Origin of the sequence: Stenotrophomonas sp. SrG (assembly GCF_050031795.1) — a bacterium.
Lineage (GTDB): Bacteria > Pseudomonadota > Gammaproteobacteria > Xanthomonadales > Xanthomonadaceae > Stenotrophomonas > Stenotrophomonas rhizophila_A.
Window position 1 is genome coordinate 17,040 of record NZ_JBNBBE010000015.1, and the last position, 21,804, is coordinate 38,843.

Below are 21,804 nucleotides of genomic sequence, written 5' to 3' on the forward strand. Positions count from 1 at the left end.
GTTGGCGAGCAGCTGTTGACCGCCCATTGTACCGGTCGCCGGCATCACGCCGTGGCGCGGATCATCTCGCCCAGCACGTCCACGATCCGGTCGATCTGCGCCCGGTCGATGATCAGCGGCGGCGACAGCGCGATCACGTCGCCGGTACAGCGCACCAGCAGCGCCCCGTCGCGGAAGCAGCGCTCGAACACCTCAAAGCCCCGGCTGCCAGGCGCGCCCTTGCGCGGCGCCAGCTCGACCGCACCGATCAGCCCGAAATTGCGGATGTCCACCACGTTCGGCAGCCCGCGCAGGCTGTGCAGGCGGGTCTGCCAGTATTCGCCCAGCTCGATGGCACGATCGAACAGGCCTTCGGCGGCGTATGTGTCCAGCGCCGCCAGCGCAGCAGCGCAGGCCAGCGGGTGGCCGGAATAGGTATAGCCGTGGAACAGCTCAATGGCCCCCGGCGGGCCCTGCATGTACGCGGCGTGGATGGCATCGGACACCATCACCGCGCCCATCGGCACCGCGCCGTTGGTCAGCCCCTTGGCCATCGTCAGCAGGTCCGGGGTGACCCCGAAGCGCTGCGCGGCAAAGGCGTTGCCGACCCGGCCGAAACCGGTGATGACCTCGTCGAACACCAGCAGGATGCCGTGCTGGTCGCAGATTTCGCGCAGGCGCTGCAGGTAGCCCGGCGCCGGCAGGATCACCCCGGCTGAACCGGCAATGGGCTCGACGAATACCGCCGCGATGGTGGAGGCATCATGCAGCGCGATCAGCCGTTCCAGGTCCTCTGCCAGTTCGGCGCCGTGGCGGGGCAACCCGGGGGTGAAGGCGTTGCGTGACAGGTCCAGGGTGTGGCGAAGGAAATCGCTGCCCGCCAGCAGCGGGCCGAAGCCTTTGCGGTTGTTGGGCAGGCCCCCGATCGACAGCCCACCGAAACCGACCCCGTGGTAGGCCTTCTCGCGCCCGATGAAACGGGTGCGCTGGCCTTCGCCGCGCAGCCGGTGGTAGCCGAGCACGATCTTCATCGCCGTATCCACCGCCTCGGAACCGGAGTTGGTGAAGAAGGCATGGTTCAGCGGTCCGGGGGCGAGCGCGGCCAGTCTCTGCGCCAGCACGAATGGCAGCGGCGTGCCCATCTGGAAAGGCGGGGCGAAATCCAGCGTAGCCGCCTGCTGCTGGATGGCCTGCACGATCCGCGGCCGCGCGTGCCCGGCGTTGCAGCACCACAGCCCGGCGGCGCCATCAAGGATCGGGCGGTCGTCCACGTCGTGGTAGTACATGCCTTCGGCACGCACCAGCAGGCGCGGTGCGGCCTTGAACTGGCGGTTGGCGGTGAACGGCATCCACCAGGCGTCGAGGGAGGTGGGTGCGTGTTGGGGCAGCGGGGATGGCGGTGTTCCGGTGGGGGGCATGGTGCTGGATCCGCTGGGTTGGATGGTGTGGACTGTACTTGCGGATGCGTTGCTTTGTTGTGGACCGCTTGGCCCGGCCAACGGCCGGAGCTACCGCTGGTTTCGTTCGCACAGCGTGATCCGGCCAACGGCCGGGGCTACCGCTGGTTTCGTTGTTTCGCGTGCAACCATCGCGACGGTGGGCGGCGGTCACGTGGCAGAATCGGGCAGCTGATCTTCCCGCACGTGAACGATGTCGACTCCTGCCGCTGCCAACGCCGCCAATTCGCCCCGCCGCATCCTGCTGGCCAGCCTGATCGGCACCACCATCGAGTTCTTCGACTTCTACATTTACGCCACGGCGGCGGTGCTGGTGTTCCCGCACCTGTTCTTTCCCGACAGCAGTGAGGGTGCCGCGCTGCTGCAGTCGCTGGCGACCTTCGCGGTGGCGTTCATCGCCCGCCCGGTCGGCTCGGCGGTATTCGGCCATTACGGTGACCGGATCGGGCGCAAGGCCACGCTGGTGGCTGCGCTGCTGACCATGGGCGTGTCGACCGTGGCGATCGGCCTGCTGCCCACGCACGCCAGCATCGGCATCCTGGCGCCGGCGCTGCTGGCACTGTGCCGGTTCGGCCAGGGCATGGGCCTGGGCGGCGAGTGGGGTGGGGCGGTACTGCTGGCCACGGAAAACGCCCCACCGGGCAAGCGGGCCTGGTACGGCATGTTCCCGCAGCTGGGCGCGCCACTCGGGTTCCTGCTTTCGGCCGGCATCTTCCTGCTGCTGGGCCGCGCGATGAGCGATGCGGACTTCCTGCAGTGGGGCTGGCGCGTGCCGTTCCTGGCCAGCTCACTGCTGGTGGCGGTAGGCCTGTGGGTGCGCCTGAACATCCATGAGACCCCGCAGTTCCAGGCCGCACTGGACCGCAACGAACGCGTGCGCCTGCCGATGTGGACGGTGCTGCGCCACCACCCGCGCACCCTGGTGCTGGGCACGCTGGGGGCGTTCGCGACCTTCGTGCTGTTCTACCTGATGACGGTGTTCACCCTCGGCTATGGCACTACCGTGCTGCACTACAGCCGCGAGCAGTTCCTGCTGCTGCAGATGGTGGGCATCCTGTTCTTCGCCGCCGGTATTCCGCTGTCGGCGATGTACGGCGACCGCTGGGGCACCCGGCGCACGATGATCGTGGCCAGCGGCCTGATCCTCGGCTTCGGTGTGTTGTTCGCGCCGTTGTTCCAGGCCGGCAGTCCGTGGCTGGTGGTCGGGTTCCTTGCGCTTGGCCTGTTCCTGATGGGCCTGACCTACGGGCCCTGCGGCACGTTCCTGGCCGAAATCTACCCGGTCCAGGTGCGCTATACCGGCGCCTCGCTGTCGTTCAACCTGGCCGGCATCCTCGGCGCGGCGCCGGCACCGTACGTGGCGACCTGGCTGGCAGGCCGTTTCGGTCTGGTCGCGGTGGGCTACTACCTGTGCCTGACTGCGGTGATCACCATCCTGGCACTGCTGGCCATGGGCCGGCCAACCCGGCTCAGCGGAAAATCCGCTTGAGCGTGCGCCCCAGCCAGCTGCCCTGCTGGTGGTCGCGGGCGAACTGGTTCAGGTGCTGCTTGACCGATTCGGCGTAGGCCTTGTCATCGCCCCGGATGTGGTTGAACAGCCAGCGCGACAGCATCGTGCGCAGTTCGTCGGTGATGTCCTCGCCGGCCTGGAAACGCAGCCGGTACTCGGACACGCGCTTGCCGAAGATCTCGTGCACGCGCTTGTGCGCGGCGCAGAACGGGTAGCCGGCTTCTTCCATCAGCTCTTCCTCGAACGCGAAGTGCGACATGGTGTAGTCCACCAGTTCGTCGATCACCTCGGCCACGGCCACCTTGTGCAGGCTGGTCTGTGCCACGTGCAGGTGGTTGAGCATCTCCACGATCCGCATGTGCTGGTGGTCGATGACGTCGATGCCGATGTTCAGGTCGTCCTGCCAGACCAGAAGTGCCATGCTGCGTTCCCTGTGATGTTCGCTGGGAACGACTCTAGGCAGGGCGGGGCGGACCTGCGTTGATCTGGATCAAGGCGCCAGCGCGGGTTCCCGGGCGGCGGTCGCCTCGCGCGTGCTGCACACGCGGTTGCGCCCGCCGGCCTTGGCCAGATACAGCTGGCGGTCGGCTTCGGAAATCAGCCGGTGCAGCGAATCGTGCTGCGGGCGGATGCAGCACAAGCCGATGCTGACCGTCATCCGCAGCGTGGTGTGACCAAGATCCACTTCCAGCGCGGCGATACGCTGGCGCAGGATCTCGAAGTAGCCGATGGCTTCGTCTTCCTCCAGCCCCGGTACCAGCAGGCAGAACTCTTCGCCACCGAAGCGCGCGATCAGGTCCTGGTCGCGTGCGTGGTCGGCGACGGCCGCGGCCACCGCCCGCAATGCGTCGTCGCCGGCTTCATGGCCATGGGTGTCGTTGATGTGCTTGAAGTGATCGATATCGATCATCGCCACCGCCACCTGCTCACCCTGCACCTGCAGCTTCGGCAGTTGGCGCGTGCTCTGTTCCAGGAAGCAGCGGCGGTTGGGCAGACCGGTGAGGAAATCGCGGGTGGCCAGGTCCTGCAGCGTACCGATCAGCTCCAGCTGGTCAACGTTCTGCGAGACGCGGCAGAAGAACTCCTCGCGCGAGAAGGGCTTGCGCAGGAAGTCATTGGCGCCGTTCTTCAGGAAGCGCGGAATCAGCGAGGGATCGGTGTTGCCGGAAATGCCAATCACCGCCACCTTGTCGCGCGAGCGCAGGGTACGCAGCCGGCGGGTGAATTCCACGCCCTCCATGCCGGGCATTTCCTGGTCGACCACCGCCAGCCGGATCGCCGGGTGGGCCTCGATCGCCTTCAGGCCCTCGGCGCCGTCGGCAGCCTCGTAGACGTCGTGGCCATACATGCGCAGCAGCGAAGCGGCGTACATGCGCGCGGACATCGAATCGTCCACCACCAGCGCAGCGATGCGCCGGTTGCGGTCCAGGCGCTGCACCAGCCACACCAGGTAGTCGATGCTGCCGGGGGTGTTCTTGAGCACGTAGTCGATGATCTGCTGCTGCAGCACGCGCTTGCGAAGGTCCTCGTCGTACACCCCGCTGACCACCACCGTACGCAACCCGCGCGACAGGAAGTACTCCACCACCTTGTCGCGGTCGCCATCGGCCAGCACCAGCCCGGTCAGCACCAGGAACCAGCCCTGTTCCTCATCCAGCAGGCGCCCGGCCTCGGCCAGCGAGGTCGCCACCGACACCGGCAGCTCCAGCCGCTGCTCGATGGCTTCCTTGAGCATGCTGGTGAACGTGCGCGAGTTCTCCACCAGCAGGATCCGCTGGGGGAGGTCATCACCGGGGTCGCTGGGGAAGGCGCCCTGAAACAGTGCCGGCATGTTGCGTACGCTCGAATCCGAGAGGGTCGGAAGGTGTATCGGCGTCTTCACGCAGGACTTTAGGCCCAATCTCCCGATCTGTGACCGAAATGCATGGATCCGCGGCCCCAACGTCCGGATCCCGGACCTCCCGGACCGTAGTGCCACGCCCTGCGTGACAGCCCTCCCGACTCCGGCCGACCAACCCGTAGGAAGAATCAATCGCTACCCGACTGGAATGAGAGCTGATGCACGTACGGGCGTGCTTCCGCCGCTTACGATTCCTCTGTGCTCGAAACTCTGGTCCGCAACGCATGGACAACCTCTACAAGGAAGTGACCCCGCTACTCACGTTCCTGCTGCCGGGGTTCCTGTCTGCATCGATCTTCTATGGGTTCACGTCTCATCCCAAACCCAGTCAGTTCGAAAGGACTGTGGAAGCATTGGTCTTCACGTTTGTCGTCCATGCAGCAACCGGGATGGTTCAGGTCCTGCTGGAAGCAGTTGGCCGGATGTTCACCGTCGGAGATTGGACATCGGCAAGTCATCTCAGCTGCTCGGTGTTGATGGCGACAGTCTTGGGCGCGCTGATGGCCGCCGCCGTCAACAGAGACACGTTTCATTCCTGGCTGAGAGGAAAGGGGTTGACCTCGCGCACCTCACATTCAAGCGAGTGGTACTGCGTACTGGGATCGAATCCCACAGACATTGTGCTGCACCTTATCGACGGCAGGCGGCTCATTGGTTGGCCAAAAGAATGGCCTCTGAATCCATCCAATGGCCAGTTCTATATTCAGGATCCCGCATGGATCGATGACGATGGAAACACAGTAGAGCTGCGTGATCTGGATGGCATAATCATTCACGCGACCGATGTCAGGTGGGTCGAAGTGATGCTTGGTAAAGGAGTCGAACATGGCATTTCTACGTAAAGGATCCAATCCGCCTCTGCCGGCCTCCCGGCGACAGCGGACCGAGGATGCAGATCCGTCGGCTCGCAGCACCCAACGAAAGGTTCCGCCGAACCCGCCGCCGGCCCCCAAGCGGCCCTGAGTTGAGCGCTGCGCATCAACGCATAACGTTCAACCCAACACATCCCGCAGTTTGTACCAAGACATGGCGGCCACCAGCAGCGGCGTGCGCAGCAGCTTCCCACCGGGGAAGCGCGCATGCGAAATGCGCTCGAACACATCCAATCGTTCGTTCTGTCCGGCAATGGCCGCGGCAATCACTGCGCCGGCCAATCCCGTCGCCGCGACACCGTGGCCAGAGAAACCCTGCGCGAAGTACACGTTGGATGTGAGCCGGCCCCAATGCGGGGCGCGGTTGCGGGTGATGTCCACGTAGCCGCCCCAGACCTGCTCCATGCCCACGTCGGCCAGCTGCGGGAACACCTGGTGCATGCGCCTGGTCATAACCCAGCGCAGATTCGGCGGCGGCAGCGCCGAGTAGCTGGCGCGGCCACCGAACAGCAATCGGTGGTCGGTACTGAGCTTGAAGTAATCCAGCGCCCAGCTGACGTCGGCGACGGCCATGTCATTGCGGATCAGCGCCCGGGCCCGTTCCTCGCCCAGCGGGGCGCTGGCGCCGATATAGGTACCCACGGGCATGATCCGGCTCTCCAGCTCCGGTGCGATGCCCTGCAGCCACGCGTTGCCGGCGATGACCACCTGATTGGCGGTGACGGTGCCGTAGGCGGTACGCAGCTGCGGGCGGTCCCCGCGCACCAGTTCCAGGGCAGGGCTGGCCTCATGGATCACCACGCCCAAGCCCTCGGCCGCGCGGGCAAGCCCCAGCGCATAGGCGAGCGGATGCAGATGGCCGCTGGCCGCATCGAACATCGCGCTGCGATAGCGCGGGCTGTCGAGCTGGCTGCGCAGCTGCTGCCGGTCCCACCACTGCAGCGGGTAGTCGTAGCGCTCCACCAGGGTGTCCATGCCTGCACGCAGCGCACGCTCCTGCCGCGCGTTGATTGGCACGCTGGCATGGCCATCGCGCCAGTCGCACTGGATCGCGTAGTGGCTCAGGCGATTGCGGAGCAGGGCCATGCCCTCGCGAGAGAAGTCGAACAGGCGGCGCGCATCGGCATTGCCGACCAGCCGTTCCAACGTATCCACCTCGCAGCCGTAGCCGACAATGGCCTGGCCGCCATTACGGCCCGAGGCACCCCAGCCGACCCGGTGCGCCTCGAGCACGGTCACCCGGTAGCCGCGTTCGGCCAACGAGAGCGCGGCCGACAGGCCGGTGTAGCCAGCGCCCAGTACGCACACGTCGGTGGCATGGTCGCCCCGCAGCGGCGCGCGCAGTGGCGCGTCGGGCACGCTGTCGGCATACCAGCTGGGTGCGTGCGCCTGTCCGGCCAGGCTCATCGGGGGCTCGCTCATGCGCACAGCATGCCAGCAACCCGTGTCGAGGGCAGGTGCGCCCGCTGTGACGGCGGCTGCCGACGGAGGTACAGTGGCACTATCACAGTACGTTCCAGCCCTTCGGCGAAGCTTGTCGTCGTTACTCCAGCACAGCAGACCGGTCATGACCACCCGAACGCGTTCGCGCAAAGCCCCGTCTCCATCGCGCAAGGCCGCCGCTCCGTCGCGGAAGGCCCCCGCGCGCAAGGCCGCGGCCAAACCGGCTGCCGAAGAGAGTGTGCTGCTGCGCTGGCTCAAGGATCGCCACATCACCGAAGTGGAATGCCTGGTGCCGGACATCACCGGCAACGCGCGCGGCAAGATCATCCCGGCCGACAAGTTCTCCCATGACTACGGCACCCGGCTGCCCGAGGGCATCTTCGCCACCACCGTCACCGGCGAATTTCCGGACGATTACTACGAACTGACCTCGCCGTCGGACTCGGACATGATCCTGCGCCCGGACCCGGACACCGTGCGCATGGTGCCGTGGGCCACCGACCCCACCGCGCAGGTCATCCACGACTGCTACACCAAGCACGGCGAGCCGCATGAGCTGGCGCCGCGCAACGTGCTGCGCCGGGTGCTCGATGCCTATGCCGAACTGGGCCTGCGCCCGGTGGTGGCGCCGGAGCTGGAATTCTTCCTGGTGCAGAAGAACACCGACCCGGACTTTCCGCTGCTGCCGCCCGCCGGCCGCTCGGGCCGCCCGGAAACGGCGCGGCAGTCGTACTCGATCGATGCCGTCAACGAATTCGATCCGATCCTCGACCTGATGTACGACTACTGCGACGCGATGAAGCTGGACGTGGACACGCTCATCCACGAATCCGGCGCAGCGCAGCTGGAGGTCAACTTCACCCACGCCAACGCGATGGACCTGGCCGACCAGGTGTTCCTGTTCAAGCGCACCATGCGCGAATCAGCCATGCGCCATGGGGTGTACGCCACCTTCCTGGCCAAGCCGATGGAAACCGAGCCGGGCAGTGCAATGCACATCCACCAGAGCCTGGTGCGGGTCAGCGACGGCCACAACGTGTTCAGTGGGGACAACGGCGGGGAGGAGTTCAGCCCGCTGTTCGGCCACTACCTGGCCGGCCTGCAGAAGTACGTGCCGGCAGCGATGGCCTTCTTTGCCCCGAATGTGAATTCCTACCGGCGGCTGGTATTCGGCGAGGTCTCCCCCAGCAACGTGCACTGGGGCTTCGACAACCGCACCTGCGGGCTGCGGGTGCCGATGGACACCCCGGAAAACATGCGCGTGGAAAGCCGTTTTGCCGGTTCCGACGCCAATCCCTACCTGGCGATCGCCGCCACCCTGGCCGCCGGCCTGCTGGGCATCCGCGAGCAGGGCTCGCCGACCGCGCCGATCAGTGGCAGCGCCAAGGAGCTGGGCTACGACCTGCCGCGCTCGCTGGGCGAGGCGCTGGACGGCCTGGAGCGCTGCCCCGAGCTGCGCGAGATGCTCGGCGAGCGGTTCTGCCGGGCGTATGTGTCGGTCAAGCGCAAGGAGTACGAGACCTTCTTCCGGGTGATCAGCTCCTGGGAGCGGGAGTTCCTGCTGCTGAATGTGTAAGCGGCCCAGCCGCCCGATCAGGCATGGCCGTGAGCGCCATGTGCTGGGAAAATACCCGGCTGCCCGTTAGGCTGGCACCGTCATGCCGGTCCGGCCGGTTCCCCCGCCTTGCACCTGACCTGTGGAGAGTCCGATGAAGCTGCGAATCCTCACCCTCGGCATTGCCGTTTCGATGCTCAGCGCCTGTGGCGGCGCCAAGCAGGAAGACAGCAAGGTGCTGAACGTCTACAACTACAGCGATTACATCGCCGAAGACACCATCCCGAACTTCGAAAAAGCCACCGGCACCAAGGTGACCTACGACGTGTTCGACAGCGACGAGATGGTCGAGACCAAGCTGCTCGCCGGTGGCAGCGGCTATGACGTGGTGGTGCCGACGCTGAACTTCTTCGGCCGCCAGATCCAGGCCGGCGTGTTCCTGCCGCTGGACAAGAGCAAGATCCCGAACCTGGCCAATCTCGACCCGGAGATGATGAAGCGCATCGCGCAGCAGGATCCGGACAACAAGTACGGTGTGCCGTACATGATCGGCACCACCGGCATCGGCTACAACGTGGAGATGCTCAAGGAGCGTTTCGGCGGCAGCACCGAAATCGCCAACAGCTGGGACCTGATCTTCAAGCCGGAAAACATCGCAAAGATGAAGGACTGCGGGATCACGATCCTCGATACCCCGGCCGACATGATTCCGATCGCGCTGCATTACCTGGGCGAAGACCCGCACAGTCATGACCCGGCGGTGATCCAGAAGGCGGCCGACCTGCTCAAGACCATCCGCCCGTACGTGCAGAACTTCCATTCCTCGCAGTACGTGGGCTCGCTGGCCAACGGCGGCACCTGCCTGGTGGTGGGCTGGTCGGGTGACATCATCCAGGCCCGCGACCGCGCCGCCGAAGCGGCCAACGGCGTGACCGTAGCCTATTCGATCCCGAAGGAAGGCGCGCCGCAGTGGTTCGACATGCTGGCCATTCCGAAGGATGCCAAGCACCCGGAAGCGGCCTACGCCTTCATCAACTACCTGCTGGACCCGAAGGTCGCCGCGGCCAACACCAACTTCATCCACTACGCCAACCCGGTGAGCGCGGCCACGCCGCTGGTGGACGAAGCGATCCGCAACGACCCGACCATCTACCCGCCGGCCGACGTGGCCGCGAAGATGTTCACCTACTCGATCAACCCGCCGGATGTGGACAAGCTGTACACCCGGTTGTGGACCGAGGTGAAGACGGGTCGCTGAGGCGACGGGTTTGAACGATGGAAAGAGGGGCTGCCGGTGAAGATCGGCGGCCTTTTTCATGCAACGGCGTTGTGCGAGGACGCAGCAGCAAGGTGGCGCAGGATGGAAGGCATCAACTCGGCTGCATCCCGCCCACCATTGCACAGGAAGTTCGAGCTCGGTCGCTGCAGGTTGTACATGCCGATGAAGAACAGTCCCGGCTGCGGGGAGACGCCGTAATCGCCCAGTGGGTAGCCGTTCGGGTCGAGTACGCCCGGTACTTCGAGCCATGGCCACTGCGCGTCGAAGCCGGTGGCTGCCACAATCGAGCCAATGCCGGCGGCGTCCAGCCGGATGCAACGTGGTGAGGCGTCCGGCTCCCAGTCCAGGTAGACCTCTTCGGGCAGATAGCGGGCGTCGTCGGTCGGTGTCTCTGTGGTGGATGCATAGTGCGCATCGGCCATGTCGTTGAGGTGCCTGTACTCGGCGCGGGTGCCGGCCACCGCCTCGCGGATCTGCGGGCGCGCATCGCGGAAGTGCGCAATGTGGCCTTCCAGGTGCTCCAGTCTGCCAAGCAGCATGATGCCGTCGCGATGCATCGACAGCAGGCTGATGGAGCTGCCCATGCCCAGCGCGCCCGTTCCAGATACCAAGGGGAACTCTGCCGTTCTTGCCTTTTGCATCGCGCCCGGCACCCCCGCCGCCACGTCCGGCCGCTCGCTTACGTGCCGGTGCAGCAGCCCCTGCATGTCCCACCAGTGCATGGAATCCCTGCCGCGTACCCGGCGGATGTGCGAGAAACGATCGGCCATGGACCAGTACACCTCGCGCCCTGCAGTACGAAGGTCCTGGGCGATCTGTGCGCCGGACTGGCCACCGCCGATCACAAGCACGGCGCCCGGGCCGAGCTGCTGGGGCCGCCGGTAATCGCCGGAGTGGACAACCTCCAGCTCGGAGGCAGGGGAGAAGAACGCCCGCGGCCAGCGCGGGCGGCGGTACTCCCCGCTGGCCACGACCACGCAGCGTGCTTCGAGCGTGCCGTCGCTGGTGATGACGCGGTAGCCGTCGCCTGCCGCAAACACCCTATGCACGACGCATCCCTCGACGACAGGCAGCCGCCGCCGGCGCGCATAGTCGGTCAGCATGTTGATGACCTCGGGCGCGGTGGCGAAACCCGTGGGATCCGCGCCGTCGTACTGGTAGCCGGGCAGGGCGGTCAGGAAGTTGGGCGTGTTGAGGCGGAAGGAATCCCACCGTCGCGTCCAGCTGGAGCCGATGGTTTCCGCTTCCAGAACCAGATGACGCACGCCTGCCTCCACCAGCAAAGCGCTGAGCGACAGGCCGGAGTGTCCTGCTCCAATGACAACTGCGTCATAGGGCCGTGCGTCGGGGATGGCTTGCATGGGTTACTCCTTGTGATGTGCGCGTTCGGCGTTCGTGGAGGTATCGCGCTCCCACCGTCGGGAGGTCAACGCGATGTCGCGCGGAATGTGACGCGTCACTTGCCTGTAGTTCACGCGTGTTGGAAGGTGTGCACGCCATCAAGGAACCGGCCGAACTCCCGTTTCGGAAGACCGGGAGCGACAAGCGTTCAGGCGTTTTCAGCTGCCGCTCTCGCGGGAATGGGCCAGGCATGTCAAGGGGCACTTCGACACCGTCGCGTCTGTACCGGGTGGACGCGACAAAGGCAGGGCGTTCACGTCGCCTCGGCGGCACGCTTATTAGGGTTCTTCCTGAGACCATTGGCCCGGCTGGGCCCAACCGCCACGATCCGGTATCGCTGCTGTCGCCAACGGTCGCTAAAATGGGCCGTCCCCCCGTTCTGACGCCGCTCCTGGAGCCGCTGCCCATGTCATTCGAAGCCAAGCCGGAAGGCGAGGTCGCCCCGGCGCTGGAGCCGGGCTATCTGTCCATCCGCGCGCTGCGCAAGGAATTCGACGGCTTCGTCGCACTCGACGATGTCAGCCTGGACGTGCGCAAAGGCGAGATCTTTGCCCTGCTGGGCGGCTCAGGCAGCGGCAAATCGACCCTGCTGCGCTGTCTGGGCGGGTTCGAGACCCCCACCGCCGGCACCATCGACCTGGACGGCCAGCGCATCAACGCGCTGCCCCCGTACCAGCGGCCGATCAACATGATGTTCCAGTCCTATGCGCTGTTCCCGCACATGAGCGTGGAGCAGAACATTGCCTTCGGCCTCAAGCAGGATGGCCTGGCCCGCGACGCCATCCGCCGCCGGGTCGGCGAGATGCTGGAGCTGGTGCAGCTGGAGAAGCTGGCCAAGCGCAAGCCGCACCAGCTGTCCGGCGGCCAGCAGCAGCGCGTGGCGCTGGCGCGGTCGCTGGCCAAGGGGCCCAAGCTGCTGCTGCTGGACGAGCCGATGGGCGCGCTGGACAAGAAGCTGCGCTCGCAGATGCAGATCGAGCTGGTCAACATCATCGAAACCTCGGGGGTGACCTGCGTGATGGTCACCCACGACCAGGAAGAAGCGATGACCATGGCCACCCGCATTGCGGTCATGGATGCCGGCTGGATCCAGCAGGTCGGCAAGCCGGACGAGATCTACGAACAGCCGGCCAACCGCTTCGTGGCCGGCTTCATCGGCTCGGTCAACCTGTTCGACGGGGTGATCGACGAGGACCTGCCCGAGTACGTCACCGTGCGCACGCCGCTGTTCCCGGCGCCCATCTACGTGGCGCACGGCATTACCGGCTACGAAGGGCAGCCGGTGGCGTTCGCGCTGCGCCCGGAGAAGGTGATGATCGGCAAGGACGAACCGGCCGGCGACACCAACAAGGCGCAGGGCGTGATCGAGGAGATCGCCTACTTCGGCAGCCATTCGGTGTACCACGTGCGCCTGCCCAGCGGGGCCAAGGTGCTGTCCAATTTCGCCAACTCGCAGCGCTGGGCCAGCGATGGCCTGACCTGGGGCGACAGCGTCTGGGTGCACTGGCGCGACAACGACGGCGTGGTGCTCACCGCATGAACGCCACCGGCTGGAAGCGCTGGCTCCCCGGCACGCGCAGCGGCGTGATCGCCGCGCCGTACCTGTGGCTGCTGCTGTTCTTCGCGGTGCCGTTCGTGATCATCCTGATGATCTCGTTCGCGCGCACCCAGGTCGGCTCGCCGCCGTACACGTGGCTGCTGGAATACGTGGACGGTGCGTTCTCGCTCAAGCTCAACCTGGGCAACTACGCGGCCATGGTCAAGGACAGCCAGTACGTGCTTGCCTACCTGAGCTCGATCAGGATCGCGGTGATCGCCACGCTGTTCACGCTGCTGATCGGTTACCCGATGGCGTATGTGATCTCGCGGATGAGCCCGGCCGCGCGCAACGTGGCGATGATGCTGGTGGTGCTGCCGTCGTGGACCTCGTTCCTGATCCGGGTGTATGCGTGGATCGGTATCCTCGACCGCAACGGCCTGCTCAACCAGCTGCTGCTGAAGATCGGGGTCATCGATGCACCGCTGCAGATCCTGTACACCCCGACCGCCGCCTACATCGGCATCGTGTACTGCTACCTGCCGTTCATGGTGCTGCCGCTGTACGCCAACCTGGTGAAGCTGGACAACCGCCTGCTGGAGGCGGCCTACGACCTCGGTGCCAAGCCGTGGCAGGCGTTCCTGCGCATCACCCTGCCGCTGTCGCGCACCGGCATCATTGCCGGCTGCATGCTGGTGATGATCCCCGCCGTGGGCGAATTCGTGATCCCGGAAATGCTGGGCGGGCCGGATACGCTGATGATCGGCCGGGTGCTGTGGGGCGAGTTCTTCAACAACCGGGACTGGCCGACCGCCTCGGCGGTGGCAATCGTGATGTTGGCCCTGCTGCTGGTGCCGATCCTGCTGTTCAACCGGGTGCAGCAGCGTGAGCTGGAAGGGAAGCTGACATGAGCATGGTGCGCCGCAGCCGCTGGCTCGGCTGGACGGTCCTGGGGCTGGGCTTTGCCTTCCTGTACCTGCCGATCCTGCTGCTGATGATCTATTCGTTCAACGCGTCCAAGCTGGCCACGGTGTGGTCGGGCTTCTCCACGCGCTGGTACGGCGAGCTGTTCAACAACCGGCAGATCCTGGATGCACTGTGGATCAGCCTGAAGGTGGCGTTCTGGACCGCCAGCGCGGCGACCGTGCTGGGCACCATGGCCGCGATGGTGATGACCCGCTTCAAGCGCTTCCCGGGCAAGACCGTGTTCGGCGCCCTGATCACCGCGCCGCTGGTGATGCCCGAAGTGATCCTGGGCTTCTCGCTGATGACGCTGCTGGTGGCGATGGGTGGCATTCCCGGCTTCCCCAGCCGAGGCGTGGGCAGCATCTGGATCGCGCATGTCACGTTCACGCTGTCCTTCGTGACCGTGATTGTGTCCTCTCGGCTGCAGGAGCTGGACCGCTCGCTGGAAGAGGCGGCCATGGACCTGGGCGCGGGCCGGCTGAAGGTGTTCTTTCAGATCACCCTGCCGATCATCGCCCCGGCGCTGGTGGCCGGCTGGCTGCTGGCCTTCACCCTGTCGCTGGATGACGTGGTGATCGCCAGTTTCGTGGCCGGGCCGAATTCGACCACGCTGCCGATGAAGGTGTTCGCTTCGGTGCGGATGGGGATCAAGCCGGAGATCAACGCCTTGGCCACGTTGATGGTGCTGGCGGTGTCGATCGCGGCGGTGGTGGGGTGGTTCATTACCTCGCGCAGCGAGAAGCGCCGGCAGCGCGACATGCAGATGGCGCTGCAGGAAAAGGGCTGACGCAACACCCGGCTCACAGGGCCGGGCGCAGAATGGGTGCCTGTCTTTCGGAGCACCGCGATGACCGTCGAAATCGTCAACCCCGCCACGGGCCTTGTGACTTACCGCCACGAGCTGCTGGACGCCGCCGGGATCGAGCAGCGGCTGGCGGCTGCCGCCGCAGCCTTCCCGACGTGGTCGGCCCGTTCGCTGCAGGAGCGCGGCGCCATCCTGCGTGCCATCGCCGGCCAGCTGCGCGCGCGCAGGGACGACATCCAGCAGGCGATGACCACCGAGATGGGCAAGCTCAAGGGCGAGGCGCTGGCCGAGGTGGAGAAGTGCGCGCAGGCCTGCGAGTACTACGCCGACCACGCCGCCGATTACCTCAAGCCGCAGCTGATCGACACCGAAGCCCAGCGCAGCTACGTGCGCTATGAGCCGATCGGCTGCGTGTTCGCGGTGATGCCGTGGAACTTCCCGTTCTGGCAGGTGTTCCGCTTCCTGGCGCCGGCGTTCATGGCCGGCAACGTGGCCCTGCTCAAGCATGCCAGCAACGTGCCGCAGTGCGCCGACCTGATCCTGGCGGTGTGCCGCGACGGCGGCTTGCCCGAGGGCGTCTTCGATGTGCTGCACATCGACAACGACCAGGCCGCCGAGGTGCTGCGCGACAAGCGGGTCAAGGCGGTCACCCTGACCGGCAGCGAGCGGGCGGGGCGCTCGATCGCGTCCAACGCCGGCGACCAGCTCAAGAAGTGCGTGATGGAGCTGGGCGGCAGCGATGCGTTCGTGGTACTGGACGATGCGGACCTGGACAAGACGGTTGCCGCTGCGGTGAAGTCGCGCTTCGACAACAGCGGGCAGACCTGCATCGCCGCCAAGCGCTTCATCGTGGTCGATGCGATTGCCGACGCGTTCGTGGAGAAGTTCGTCGCAGCGGCCGCAGCGCGTGTGTACGGCGATCCACAGGACGAGAAGACCACGCTGGCGCCGATGGCACGTGCCGACCTGCGCGAGGAGCTGCACAAGCAGGTCCAGGCGAGCGTGGAGAAGGGGGCCAGGGTACTGCTGGGCGGCGAGCCGGTGGCCGGCACCCATGCGGGTTACCCGGCGACCATCCTCGACAATGTGGAACCGGGCATGCCGGCGTACGACGAGGAACTGTTCGGGCCGGTGGCGGCGATCCTGCGCGTGCGCGACGACGCCGATGCGCTGCGGGTGGCCAACGACACCACCTTCGGGCTGGGCGGAAGCGTGTGGAGTGGAGATCCGGTACGCGGCGAAGCCATCGCCAAGCGGCTGGAATGCGGCGCGGCATTCGTCAACGCCATCGTCAAAAGCGATGTCCGCTTGCCGTTCGGCGGCAGCAAGCGCTCGGGCTTTGGTCGCGAACTGGCCGACCACGGCATCCACGAGTTCATGAACATCAAAACCGTTTACGTGGCCTGATGCGGTTGACCACCAACGGCCGCCACCTGCCGGTCCACGCGGTAGGTATCGACCGTTGGTCGATACGCGTTACAGCCAACGGGCGCGCTTGAACAGCCGATACAACCCCACGCACACCGCACCCACCCCGACGATCATCGCGGGGTAGGCCCACGGCTTGTCCAGCTCGGGCATGTGGGTGAAGTTCATGCCGTACCAGCTGGTGATCAGGGTGGGGGCGGCCAGCAGCGCCGCCCACGCACCGAGGCGCTTGACCGTCTCGCCCTGGGCCAGGGTTACCAGCGACAGGTTCACGCTCAGTGCCGTACCCAGCATCTCGCGCAGGGTGTCGATCACATCGCTGATGCGCACGGCGTGGTCGTGCACGTCGCGGATGTACAGCTTCACTTCGTCGGGGATCAGCTCGCCGGGATAGCGGCGCAGCTGCGCCAGCACGTCCTGCAGCGGTGCGACCGCCATCCGCATCTTGTTGAGTTCGCGCTTGAGCTCGTAAAGGCGTACCACCGTGGTGCGTTTGTAACTGTCGGCGAAGATGTCCTTCTCCAGCGAATCCAGCGTGTCGCGGAAGTCAGTGGTGATCGGCAGGTAGTTGTCGACCACGAAGTCCAGCACGGCATACAGGCAGTAGGAGGCGCCCATGGTCAGCAACTGCGGTTCGCGTTCCACCCGGGCGCGGACCGGGGCGTAGGACAGCGATGCGCCGTGGCGCACGGTCACCAGGAAGCGCGGACCGAGGAAAGCGTGTGTTTCGCCATACTCGATGCGGTCCTGCACGCGTTGCGCGGTGGTCACCACCACGAACAGGGAATTGCCGTAGGCCTCGACCTTGGGCCGCTGGTGGGCGTTGCGTGCATCGTCTATGGCCAGGTCGTGCAGGCAGAATTCCTCCTGCAGCTTGAGCAGCACCGCGTCGGCCGGGTCGTAAAGGCCCACCCACACAAAACCGTTCTTGCTGGCGATCACATCGCTGATCGCATCCAGCGCGATGTCGTGTCGCTTGCCCTGGTCGTCGTAGTGAACGCAGTTGATGACACAGGTCGGATTGGAGGCGGCGGGGTGTTCCATGAGCGATATCCTGCGTCAGCGATGCGTGACAGCTGGGTCACGACGGCCCAGTGTCCAGGCCAGCGCCACGTGCAGCGGCAAGAGCAGCACGATCCACTGCAGGTTCACCTGCGCCTGCAGGGTCAGCCAGTGCAGTACCAGGCCCAGCAGGGAGAGCAGGGCAACCGCCCACAAGGTCCAGCGGAACCAGGCGCCGGGCACGCGTGCGCGCAGCAGCGTCACCGCGCCGGGAAGCAGCAGCAGGCACAGCGGCGAGAGCTGCAGCAGGTTGCGGTTGGCCCAGGCGGCGTGGTGCGCGCTGAAGCCCCACAGGTAGGCCAGCAGGATGCCGGCGACCCCGCAGAACAGCCACAGCGGCAGGGCCAGCGCGGCCAGCAGGCGCCGGCGGCGGCGCAGGACCAGCACGCCGGCAGCCAGCACCAGCCCGCACAGCAGCCACGGCCACCAGCGGCGCGCGGATTCAGCCGGTTCCGGGGCGATGCGGTGTGGCAGCAGCTCCAGCTCTTCCTGCACCAGCGGACGGCCGTCGCTGTTGCGCACCTCGCGCAGCGCGTCGGCCAGGCGCATCGGCACGAAGGCTTCCTGCCACCGCGAGAGCGGCTGGTCGGCGAACGGGCCGAGCCCGATGTCGAAGCCCAGCCACATCCACGGGGCCGGCGAGGCCAGGCGCACCGATTCGCTGCGGTAGGTGTTGCCGCGCGAACGGCCGGACAGCTGCGAGTGCAGCCCGCCGCCGAGCGCACCATCGATCGCATCGCGCACCATGGTGGCGCAGTTGGCGGTGTAGTAGTCGTAGCGGTAGCGCGCGTTTTCCGGCTTGGCGCGCTCGGCCAGCGACGCGGCAAGCGCACGCGCCTGCTCCGGGCTGAGGTCCAGCCACTGCAGGTTGGCGCCCCGGCCGCTGTCGCGGTAGTAGGAGAGGTCCTGGTCCAGCGGCAGCGCCACCAGGTAATACATCATCTCGCCGCGCAGGAAGCGGCCGACGAAGTCCGGTTCGCTGGGGTCGAAATAGCCGAAGTTGTACGAGGTGGCATCGCCGGTGACCGGGTCCTCGACCACGATCGCGTCATGCCCGAAGCGCTCGAAGAAGATGCTGCCCGGCTGCATGGTCACGATGCCGATGCGCGGTGGCGGCGCTTCGGCAGGCGGCGCGGCGGCGCTGGCCGCCGCGGGTCCAGGCGCTGCCTGTGCCAGTGCAGCCAGCGGCAGGCTGGATACACTGGCCAGGAACAGGAGGAACAACAGGCGGCACAACGGCCACCGCGTCAGCAGGGGCCGCATGGCGTGGGTCAATCCTCGATGATGGCGTCGGGCGGCAGCACGGTCACATGGAACGCCTGCACGCGACGGGCATCGGCGCGCGCCACCCGGAACACGAAGCGGTCCAGGGTCAGCTCGTCGCCGGTTTCGGGCAGGTGCCCGATCGCCTCGGTGACCAGGCCACCGATGGTGTCGTAGTCGTCGTCCGGGAACGCGGCGCCGAAACGCTCGTTGAAATCCCCGATCGGGGTCAGTGCGTCGACCACGTACTGCCCGTCGGCCTGGATCGCGATCTGCGCGGTGTGGTCTTCGGCTTCATCATGCTCGTCATCGATCTCGCCGACGATCTGCTCCAGCACGTCCTCGATGGTGACCAGCCCGGCAACACCGCCGTACTCGTCCACCACGATCGCCATGTGGTTGCGCGAGAGCCGGAATTCCTTGAGCAGCACGTTGAGCTTCTTGGCTTCGGGAATCAGCACCGCCGGGCGCAGCAGCTCGCGCACGTTGGCCGGCCCGTTGTCGGCGACCACGCCGCGCAGCAGGTCCTTGGCCAGCAGCACGCCGAGGATGTCGTCCTTGTTGTCACCGTGCACCGGGAAGCGCGAATGGCCGGATTCGACCACCTGCTTCATCAGTTCTAGGAAGGGGGCTTCCACCGGCAGCGAGACCATCTGCGAACGCGAGATCATCACGTCGCCCACGGTCAGTTCCGCCACCGAGACCGCGCCCTCCATCATGCGCAGCGTGTCGGCGGCAATCAGGCCGTCTTCGTGCGCGGAGTGCAGTACCGCCACCAGCTCGTCGCGGGTGTGGGGTTCGCCGGAGAAGGCAGACGTCAGGCGTTCAAGCCAGCTGCGCTTCTTCTCATTTTGCTCCGGAACGGAGCCACTACTGTCGTCTTCAGACATCTCTGCAAAAAAGGCACCCGGCGAGCCGGGCGTTGGCGCCAGTCTAGCAGGATGCGGGCCGCTGTCAGCGCCCGCCCGGCGGTGTGTTCACGGACGGGGGCAGGGCGCCGGCGGGCGCTGCCGGGGTGTCGGCCGGGGCTTCGTCCTCGGCGGGCAGGTCCAGGCTGTAGGTGCAGCCGGCCAGGGTCTTCCCGGGGTGGGTCTTGACCGTGGACAGGCTCAGGATGATCGACTCGATCATCGGCTCGCCGGTGCGCGGATCGGTCACGTCCCGGCTGACGACCTCACGGCCGGCCATGAACTTGTCCGGGTTGTCCACGCCGTCTTCCAGGGCCAGGGTCTTGGCCATCGGGCGGGGATCGGCCACGTCCAGGATCGCCATGATGCTGGCCCCGGACACCGCCACGTATTCGGTCCGCTGGCCGAACACCGTCAACGGCGTGGCCAGGCGGTACTCACTCATGAACTGGTTGTTCTGCGGCAGCGGCTGCATGCCGTTGGCCACTGCCTTGAGCGGGTCGGCCACGACCGGGGCGACCGCGTCGTAGTCGGCCACGCGCTGGCGGCACTCGATCAGCGCGGCCAGGTCCAGCGGCGCGGCGGCAGGGGCGGCCGTCGTCGGGGCGGCGGCCAGGGCCGGGATGGAAAACAGGGCCAGCAGGCACAGGCAGGCGGGGCGTGCGAAGGTCATGCAGGAAACGTCCGTCAGGGGCGGCGGCTCAGCGCTCGCCGGCGTAGGGGTCGGCGATGCCGAGGTCGGCCAGGATCTCGCGCTCCAGCTGTTCCATGGCCTCGGCTTCCTTGTCGTCCTCGTGGTCCCAGCCCAGCAGGTGCAGCACCCCGTGCACGGTCAGGTGCGCGTAGTGGGCGTTGAGCGCCTTGGCCTGTTCCATCGCTTCGGCGGCCACCACCGGCGCGCAGATCACCAAGTCGCCCAGCAGCGGGAACTTGACCCCCTTGGGCAGGCCCTCGGGCAGCTCGGCGGGGAAGCTGAGTACGTTGGTGGCGTAGTCCTTGCCGCGGTAGTGCCGGTTCAGCGACTGGCCCTCCTTGGCGTCGACCACGCGGATGGCCAGGTCGGCCTCGCGGATGCGGCCGTTCAGTGCCGCAGCCACCCATCTGCGGAAACTCACCGCCGACGGCAACCCGGCACGGGGCAGGGCGTAGCTGACGGCGACATCGAGTCGAATGGGGCCTTTGGTCATGGCGGTTCCGGTACTTCGGGTTCTATCAGGAAACCACAGTATCGCGCGTGTGGCACCGCGCCGCGATGGCCGCGCTCATTCGGCGCCCGGCTTGACCTGCTGCAGGTCGCGGCGGTCGTAGGCGCTGACGATGCGCGCCACCAGCGGGTGGCGCACCACGTCGCGGGCCTCGAAGAAGGTGAAGCTCACCCCGTCCACGTCGCGCAGCACCTCGATGGCATCGCGCAGGCCGGACTTCACGTGCTTGGGCAGGTCGGTCTGGGTCAGGTCGCCGGTGACCACGGCGGTGGAGCCGAAGCCCAGCCGGGTCAGGAACATCTTCATCTGCTCGACGGTGGTGTTCTGCGCTTCGTCCAGGATCACGTACGCATCATTGAGCGTGCGCCCGCGCATGTACGCCAGCGGCGCGATTTCGATGACGTTCTTCTCCAGCAGCTTGATCACCTTTTCCACGCCCAGCATTTCATACAGCGCGTCGTACAGCGGGCGCAGGTATGGATCGACCTTCTGGCTCAGGTCGCCGGGCAGGAAGCCCAGCTTCTCGCCGGCTTCCACCGCCGGGCGCACCAGGATCAGGCGCTGCACCCGCGATTCGTTCAACGCGTCCACCGCGCTGGCCACGGCCAGGAAGGTCTTGCCGGTACCGGCCGGCCCAATGCCGAAGTTGATGTCGTGGGTGGTGATCTGGTGCAGGTAGCGCGCCTGGTTGGCACCACGCCCGCGCACGGTGCCGCGCTTGACCTTGATGGTGACTTCCTGCGCTTCGTAGCTGCGCTCCACCAGGTGTTCCACGTTGGCCTGGTTCAGGCGCAGGTGGATGGCGTGGCTGTCGAAGGCCGTCTCGGCCGCCTCCAGGTACAGCGCTTCGATCAGCGCCTGTGCTTCCTCGGCCACGGCCTTCGGGCCGGTGACCCGGAAGACGTGGCCGCGGTTGGCGATTTCCACGCCGAGCTTGAGTTCGATCTGGCGCAGGTGCTCGTCGAAGGGGCCGGCCAGGTTGGCAAGGCGTTCGTTGTCTTCCGGGGCCAGGGTGAAGTCGCGGTGTGCCAGTGCGGTCATTGCGTCCGGCGGCGACGGTCGTCATGGCCGTGCCGCAAGTTGGGGATAGGAAGGACAGGGTAGCGCGGGCGTGCAGGCCTCGCTACAGCAGCGCGGTTCTCCACAGCGGCTGTGCAGCAGCAGTGCAGCAACCTGTGGATAGTCTCTGACGGCCCTACTGCCGCAATGCTGTCGCGTGCGTGGTCAAAAAAGC

Annotated in this window: 19 protein-coding genes; 8 read left to right on the forward strand and 11 right to left on the reverse strand. The window is 66.5% G+C overall.

The window, feature by feature from the left end; translation table 11 throughout:
• Positions 1–44: 44 nt before the first annotated feature.
• Complete coding sequence (locus ACQG3P_RS14815; RefSeq protein ID WP_217537365.1) at positions 45–1,397, reverse strand: aspartate aminotransferase family protein; 1,353 nt, start codon at positions 1,395–1,397, stop codon at positions 45–47.
• 232 nt (positions 1,398–1,629) lie between these two features.
• On the opposite strand from ACQG3P_RS14815, the gene ACQG3P_RS14820 reads away from it, so the two are divergent.
• Entirely contained in the window at positions 1,630–2,925 is a 1,296-nt protein-coding gene (locus ACQG3P_RS14820) for an MFS transporter (protein WP_426805498.1), read from the forward strand.
• Here ACQG3P_RS14820 and ACQG3P_RS14825 read toward each other — a convergent pair.
• Positions 2,906–3,367, reverse strand: a complete 462-nt coding sequence (locus ACQG3P_RS14825; protein WP_068850625.1) for a bacteriohemerythrin — start codon at positions 3,365–3,367, stop codon at positions 2,906–2,908. The genes ACQG3P_RS14820 and ACQG3P_RS14825 overlap by 20 nt on opposite strands.
• 69 nt (positions 3,368–3,436) lie before the next feature.
• Positions 3,437–4,777 carry a diguanylate cyclase gene (locus tag ACQG3P_RS14830; RefSeq protein ID WP_184124209.1) on the reverse strand — a complete coding sequence of 447 codons (1,341 nt, stop codon included), beginning with the start codon at positions 4,775–4,777 and terminating at the stop codon, positions 3,437–3,439.
• A gap of 293 nt (positions 4,778–5,070) precedes the next feature.
• On the opposite strand from ACQG3P_RS14830, the gene ACQG3P_RS14835 reads away from it, so the two are divergent.
• The gene (locus tag ACQG3P_RS14835; RefSeq protein WP_426805499.1) at positions 5,071–5,688 is read left to right on the forward strand and encodes a DUF6338 family protein; all 618 of its coding nucleotides are present in this window, start codon (positions 5,071–5,073) and stop codon (positions 5,686–5,688) included.
• 150 nt (positions 5,689–5,838) lie between these two features.
• On the opposite strand, the gene ACQG3P_RS14840 is transcribed toward ACQG3P_RS14835, so the two are convergent.
• Positions 5,839–7,140, reverse strand: a complete 1,302-nt coding sequence (locus ACQG3P_RS14840) for an NAD(P)/FAD-dependent oxidoreductase (protein ID WP_426805500.1) — start codon at positions 7,138–7,140, stop codon at positions 5,839–5,841.
• Positions 7,141–7,285: 145 nt separating this feature from the next.
• Here ACQG3P_RS14840 and ACQG3P_RS14845 point away from each other — a divergent pair, with 145 nt between their 5' ends.
• Together ACQG3P_RS14845 and ACQG3P_RS14850 are read left to right on the forward strand one after the other, a co-directional pair.
• Positions 7,286–8,737 (forward strand): glutamine synthetase family protein, encoded by a 1,452-nt coding sequence (locus ACQG3P_RS14845; protein WP_254622033.1) that lies wholly within the window; start codon positions 7,286–7,288, stop codon positions 8,735–8,737.
• 133 nt (positions 8,738–8,870) lie between these two features.
• Entirely contained in the window at positions 8,871–9,974 is a 1,104-nt protein-coding gene (locus ACQG3P_RS14850; protein ID WP_095364005.1) for a polyamine ABC transporter substrate-binding protein, read from the forward strand.
• A gap of 56 nt (positions 9,975–10,030) precedes the next feature.
• Here the strand turns inward: ACQG3P_RS14850 and ACQG3P_RS14855 are convergent, their stop codons facing one another.
• Positions 10,031–11,356 carry a flavin-containing monooxygenase gene (locus ACQG3P_RS14855; protein ID WP_426805501.1) on the reverse strand — a complete coding sequence of 442 codons (1,326 nt, stop codon included), beginning with the start codon at positions 11,354–11,356 and terminating at the stop codon, positions 10,031–10,033.
• A 446-nt stretch (positions 11,357–11,802) separates the two neighbouring features.
• Between ACQG3P_RS14855 and ACQG3P_RS14860 the strand changes: the two genes are divergently transcribed.
• Genes ACQG3P_RS14860 through ACQG3P_RS14875 form a run of 4 tightly spaced genes read left to right on the forward strand, consistent with a single transcriptional unit; the run spans position 11,803 to position 16,111 of the window.
• Positions 11,803–12,936, forward strand: a complete 1,134-nt coding sequence (locus ACQG3P_RS14860; RefSeq protein ID WP_093533947.1) for an ABC transporter ATP-binding protein — start codon at positions 11,803–11,805, stop codon at positions 12,934–12,936.
• Positions 12,933–13,844: an ABC transporter permease subunit gene (locus tag ACQG3P_RS14865; RefSeq protein WP_068850639.1), complete on the forward strand. Its 912-nt coding sequence runs from the start codon at positions 12,933–12,935 to the stop codon at positions 13,842–13,844. Before ACQG3P_RS14860 ends, ACQG3P_RS14865 begins: the two co-directional genes overlap by 4 nt.
• Complete coding sequence (locus ACQG3P_RS14870; RefSeq protein ID WP_320459169.1) at positions 13,841–14,686, forward strand: ABC transporter permease subunit; 846 nt, start codon at positions 13,841–13,843, stop codon at positions 14,684–14,686. The genes ACQG3P_RS14865 and ACQG3P_RS14870 overlap by 4 nt, the downstream gene beginning before the upstream one ends.
• Positions 14,687–14,746: 60 nt before the next feature.
• Complete coding sequence (locus tag ACQG3P_RS14875; protein WP_426805502.1) at positions 14,747–16,111, forward strand: NAD-dependent succinate-semialdehyde dehydrogenase; 1,365 nt, start codon at positions 14,747–14,749, stop codon at positions 16,109–16,111.
• A gap of 69 nt (positions 16,112–16,180) precedes the next feature.
• Here ACQG3P_RS14875 and ACQG3P_RS14880 read toward each other — a convergent pair whose 3' ends face one another.
• The 6 genes from ACQG3P_RS14880 to ACQG3P_RS14905 form a co-directional block, all read right to left on the reverse strand.
• Positions 16,181–17,176 carry a magnesium and cobalt transport protein CorA gene (locus ACQG3P_RS14880; RefSeq protein ID WP_217536067.1) on the reverse strand — a complete coding sequence of 332 codons (996 nt, stop codon included), beginning with the start codon at positions 17,174–17,176 and terminating at the stop codon, positions 16,181–16,183.
• Between the two features lie 15 nt (positions 17,177–17,191).
• A complete protein-coding gene (locus ACQG3P_RS14885) occupies positions 17,192–18,457 on the reverse strand; it encodes a DUF4105 domain-containing protein (RefSeq protein WP_426805503.1) in 1,266 nt (421 codons plus the stop codon).
• Positions 18,458–18,465: 8 nt separating this feature from the next.
• Entirely contained in the window at positions 18,466–19,347 is an 882-nt protein-coding gene (locus tag ACQG3P_RS14890; RefSeq protein ID WP_093533867.1) for an HlyC/CorC family transporter, read from the reverse strand.
• A gap of 64 nt (positions 19,348–19,411) precedes the next feature.
• Entirely contained in the window at positions 19,412–20,038 is a 627-nt protein-coding gene (locus ACQG3P_RS14895) for a hypothetical protein (RefSeq protein ID WP_426805504.1), read from the reverse strand.
• A gap of 28 nt (positions 20,039–20,066) precedes the next feature.
• Positions 20,067–20,552 carry an rRNA maturation RNase YbeY gene (gene ybeY, locus ACQG3P_RS14900; protein WP_184124186.1) on the reverse strand — a complete coding sequence of 162 codons (486 nt, stop codon included), beginning with the start codon at positions 20,550–20,552 and terminating at the stop codon, positions 20,067–20,069.
• Between the two features lie 75 nt (positions 20,553–20,627).
• Entirely contained in the window at positions 20,628–21,611 is a 984-nt protein-coding gene (locus tag ACQG3P_RS14905; protein WP_426805505.1) for a PhoH family protein, read from the reverse strand.
• Between the last annotated feature and the right edge of the window lie 193 nt (positions 21,612–21,804).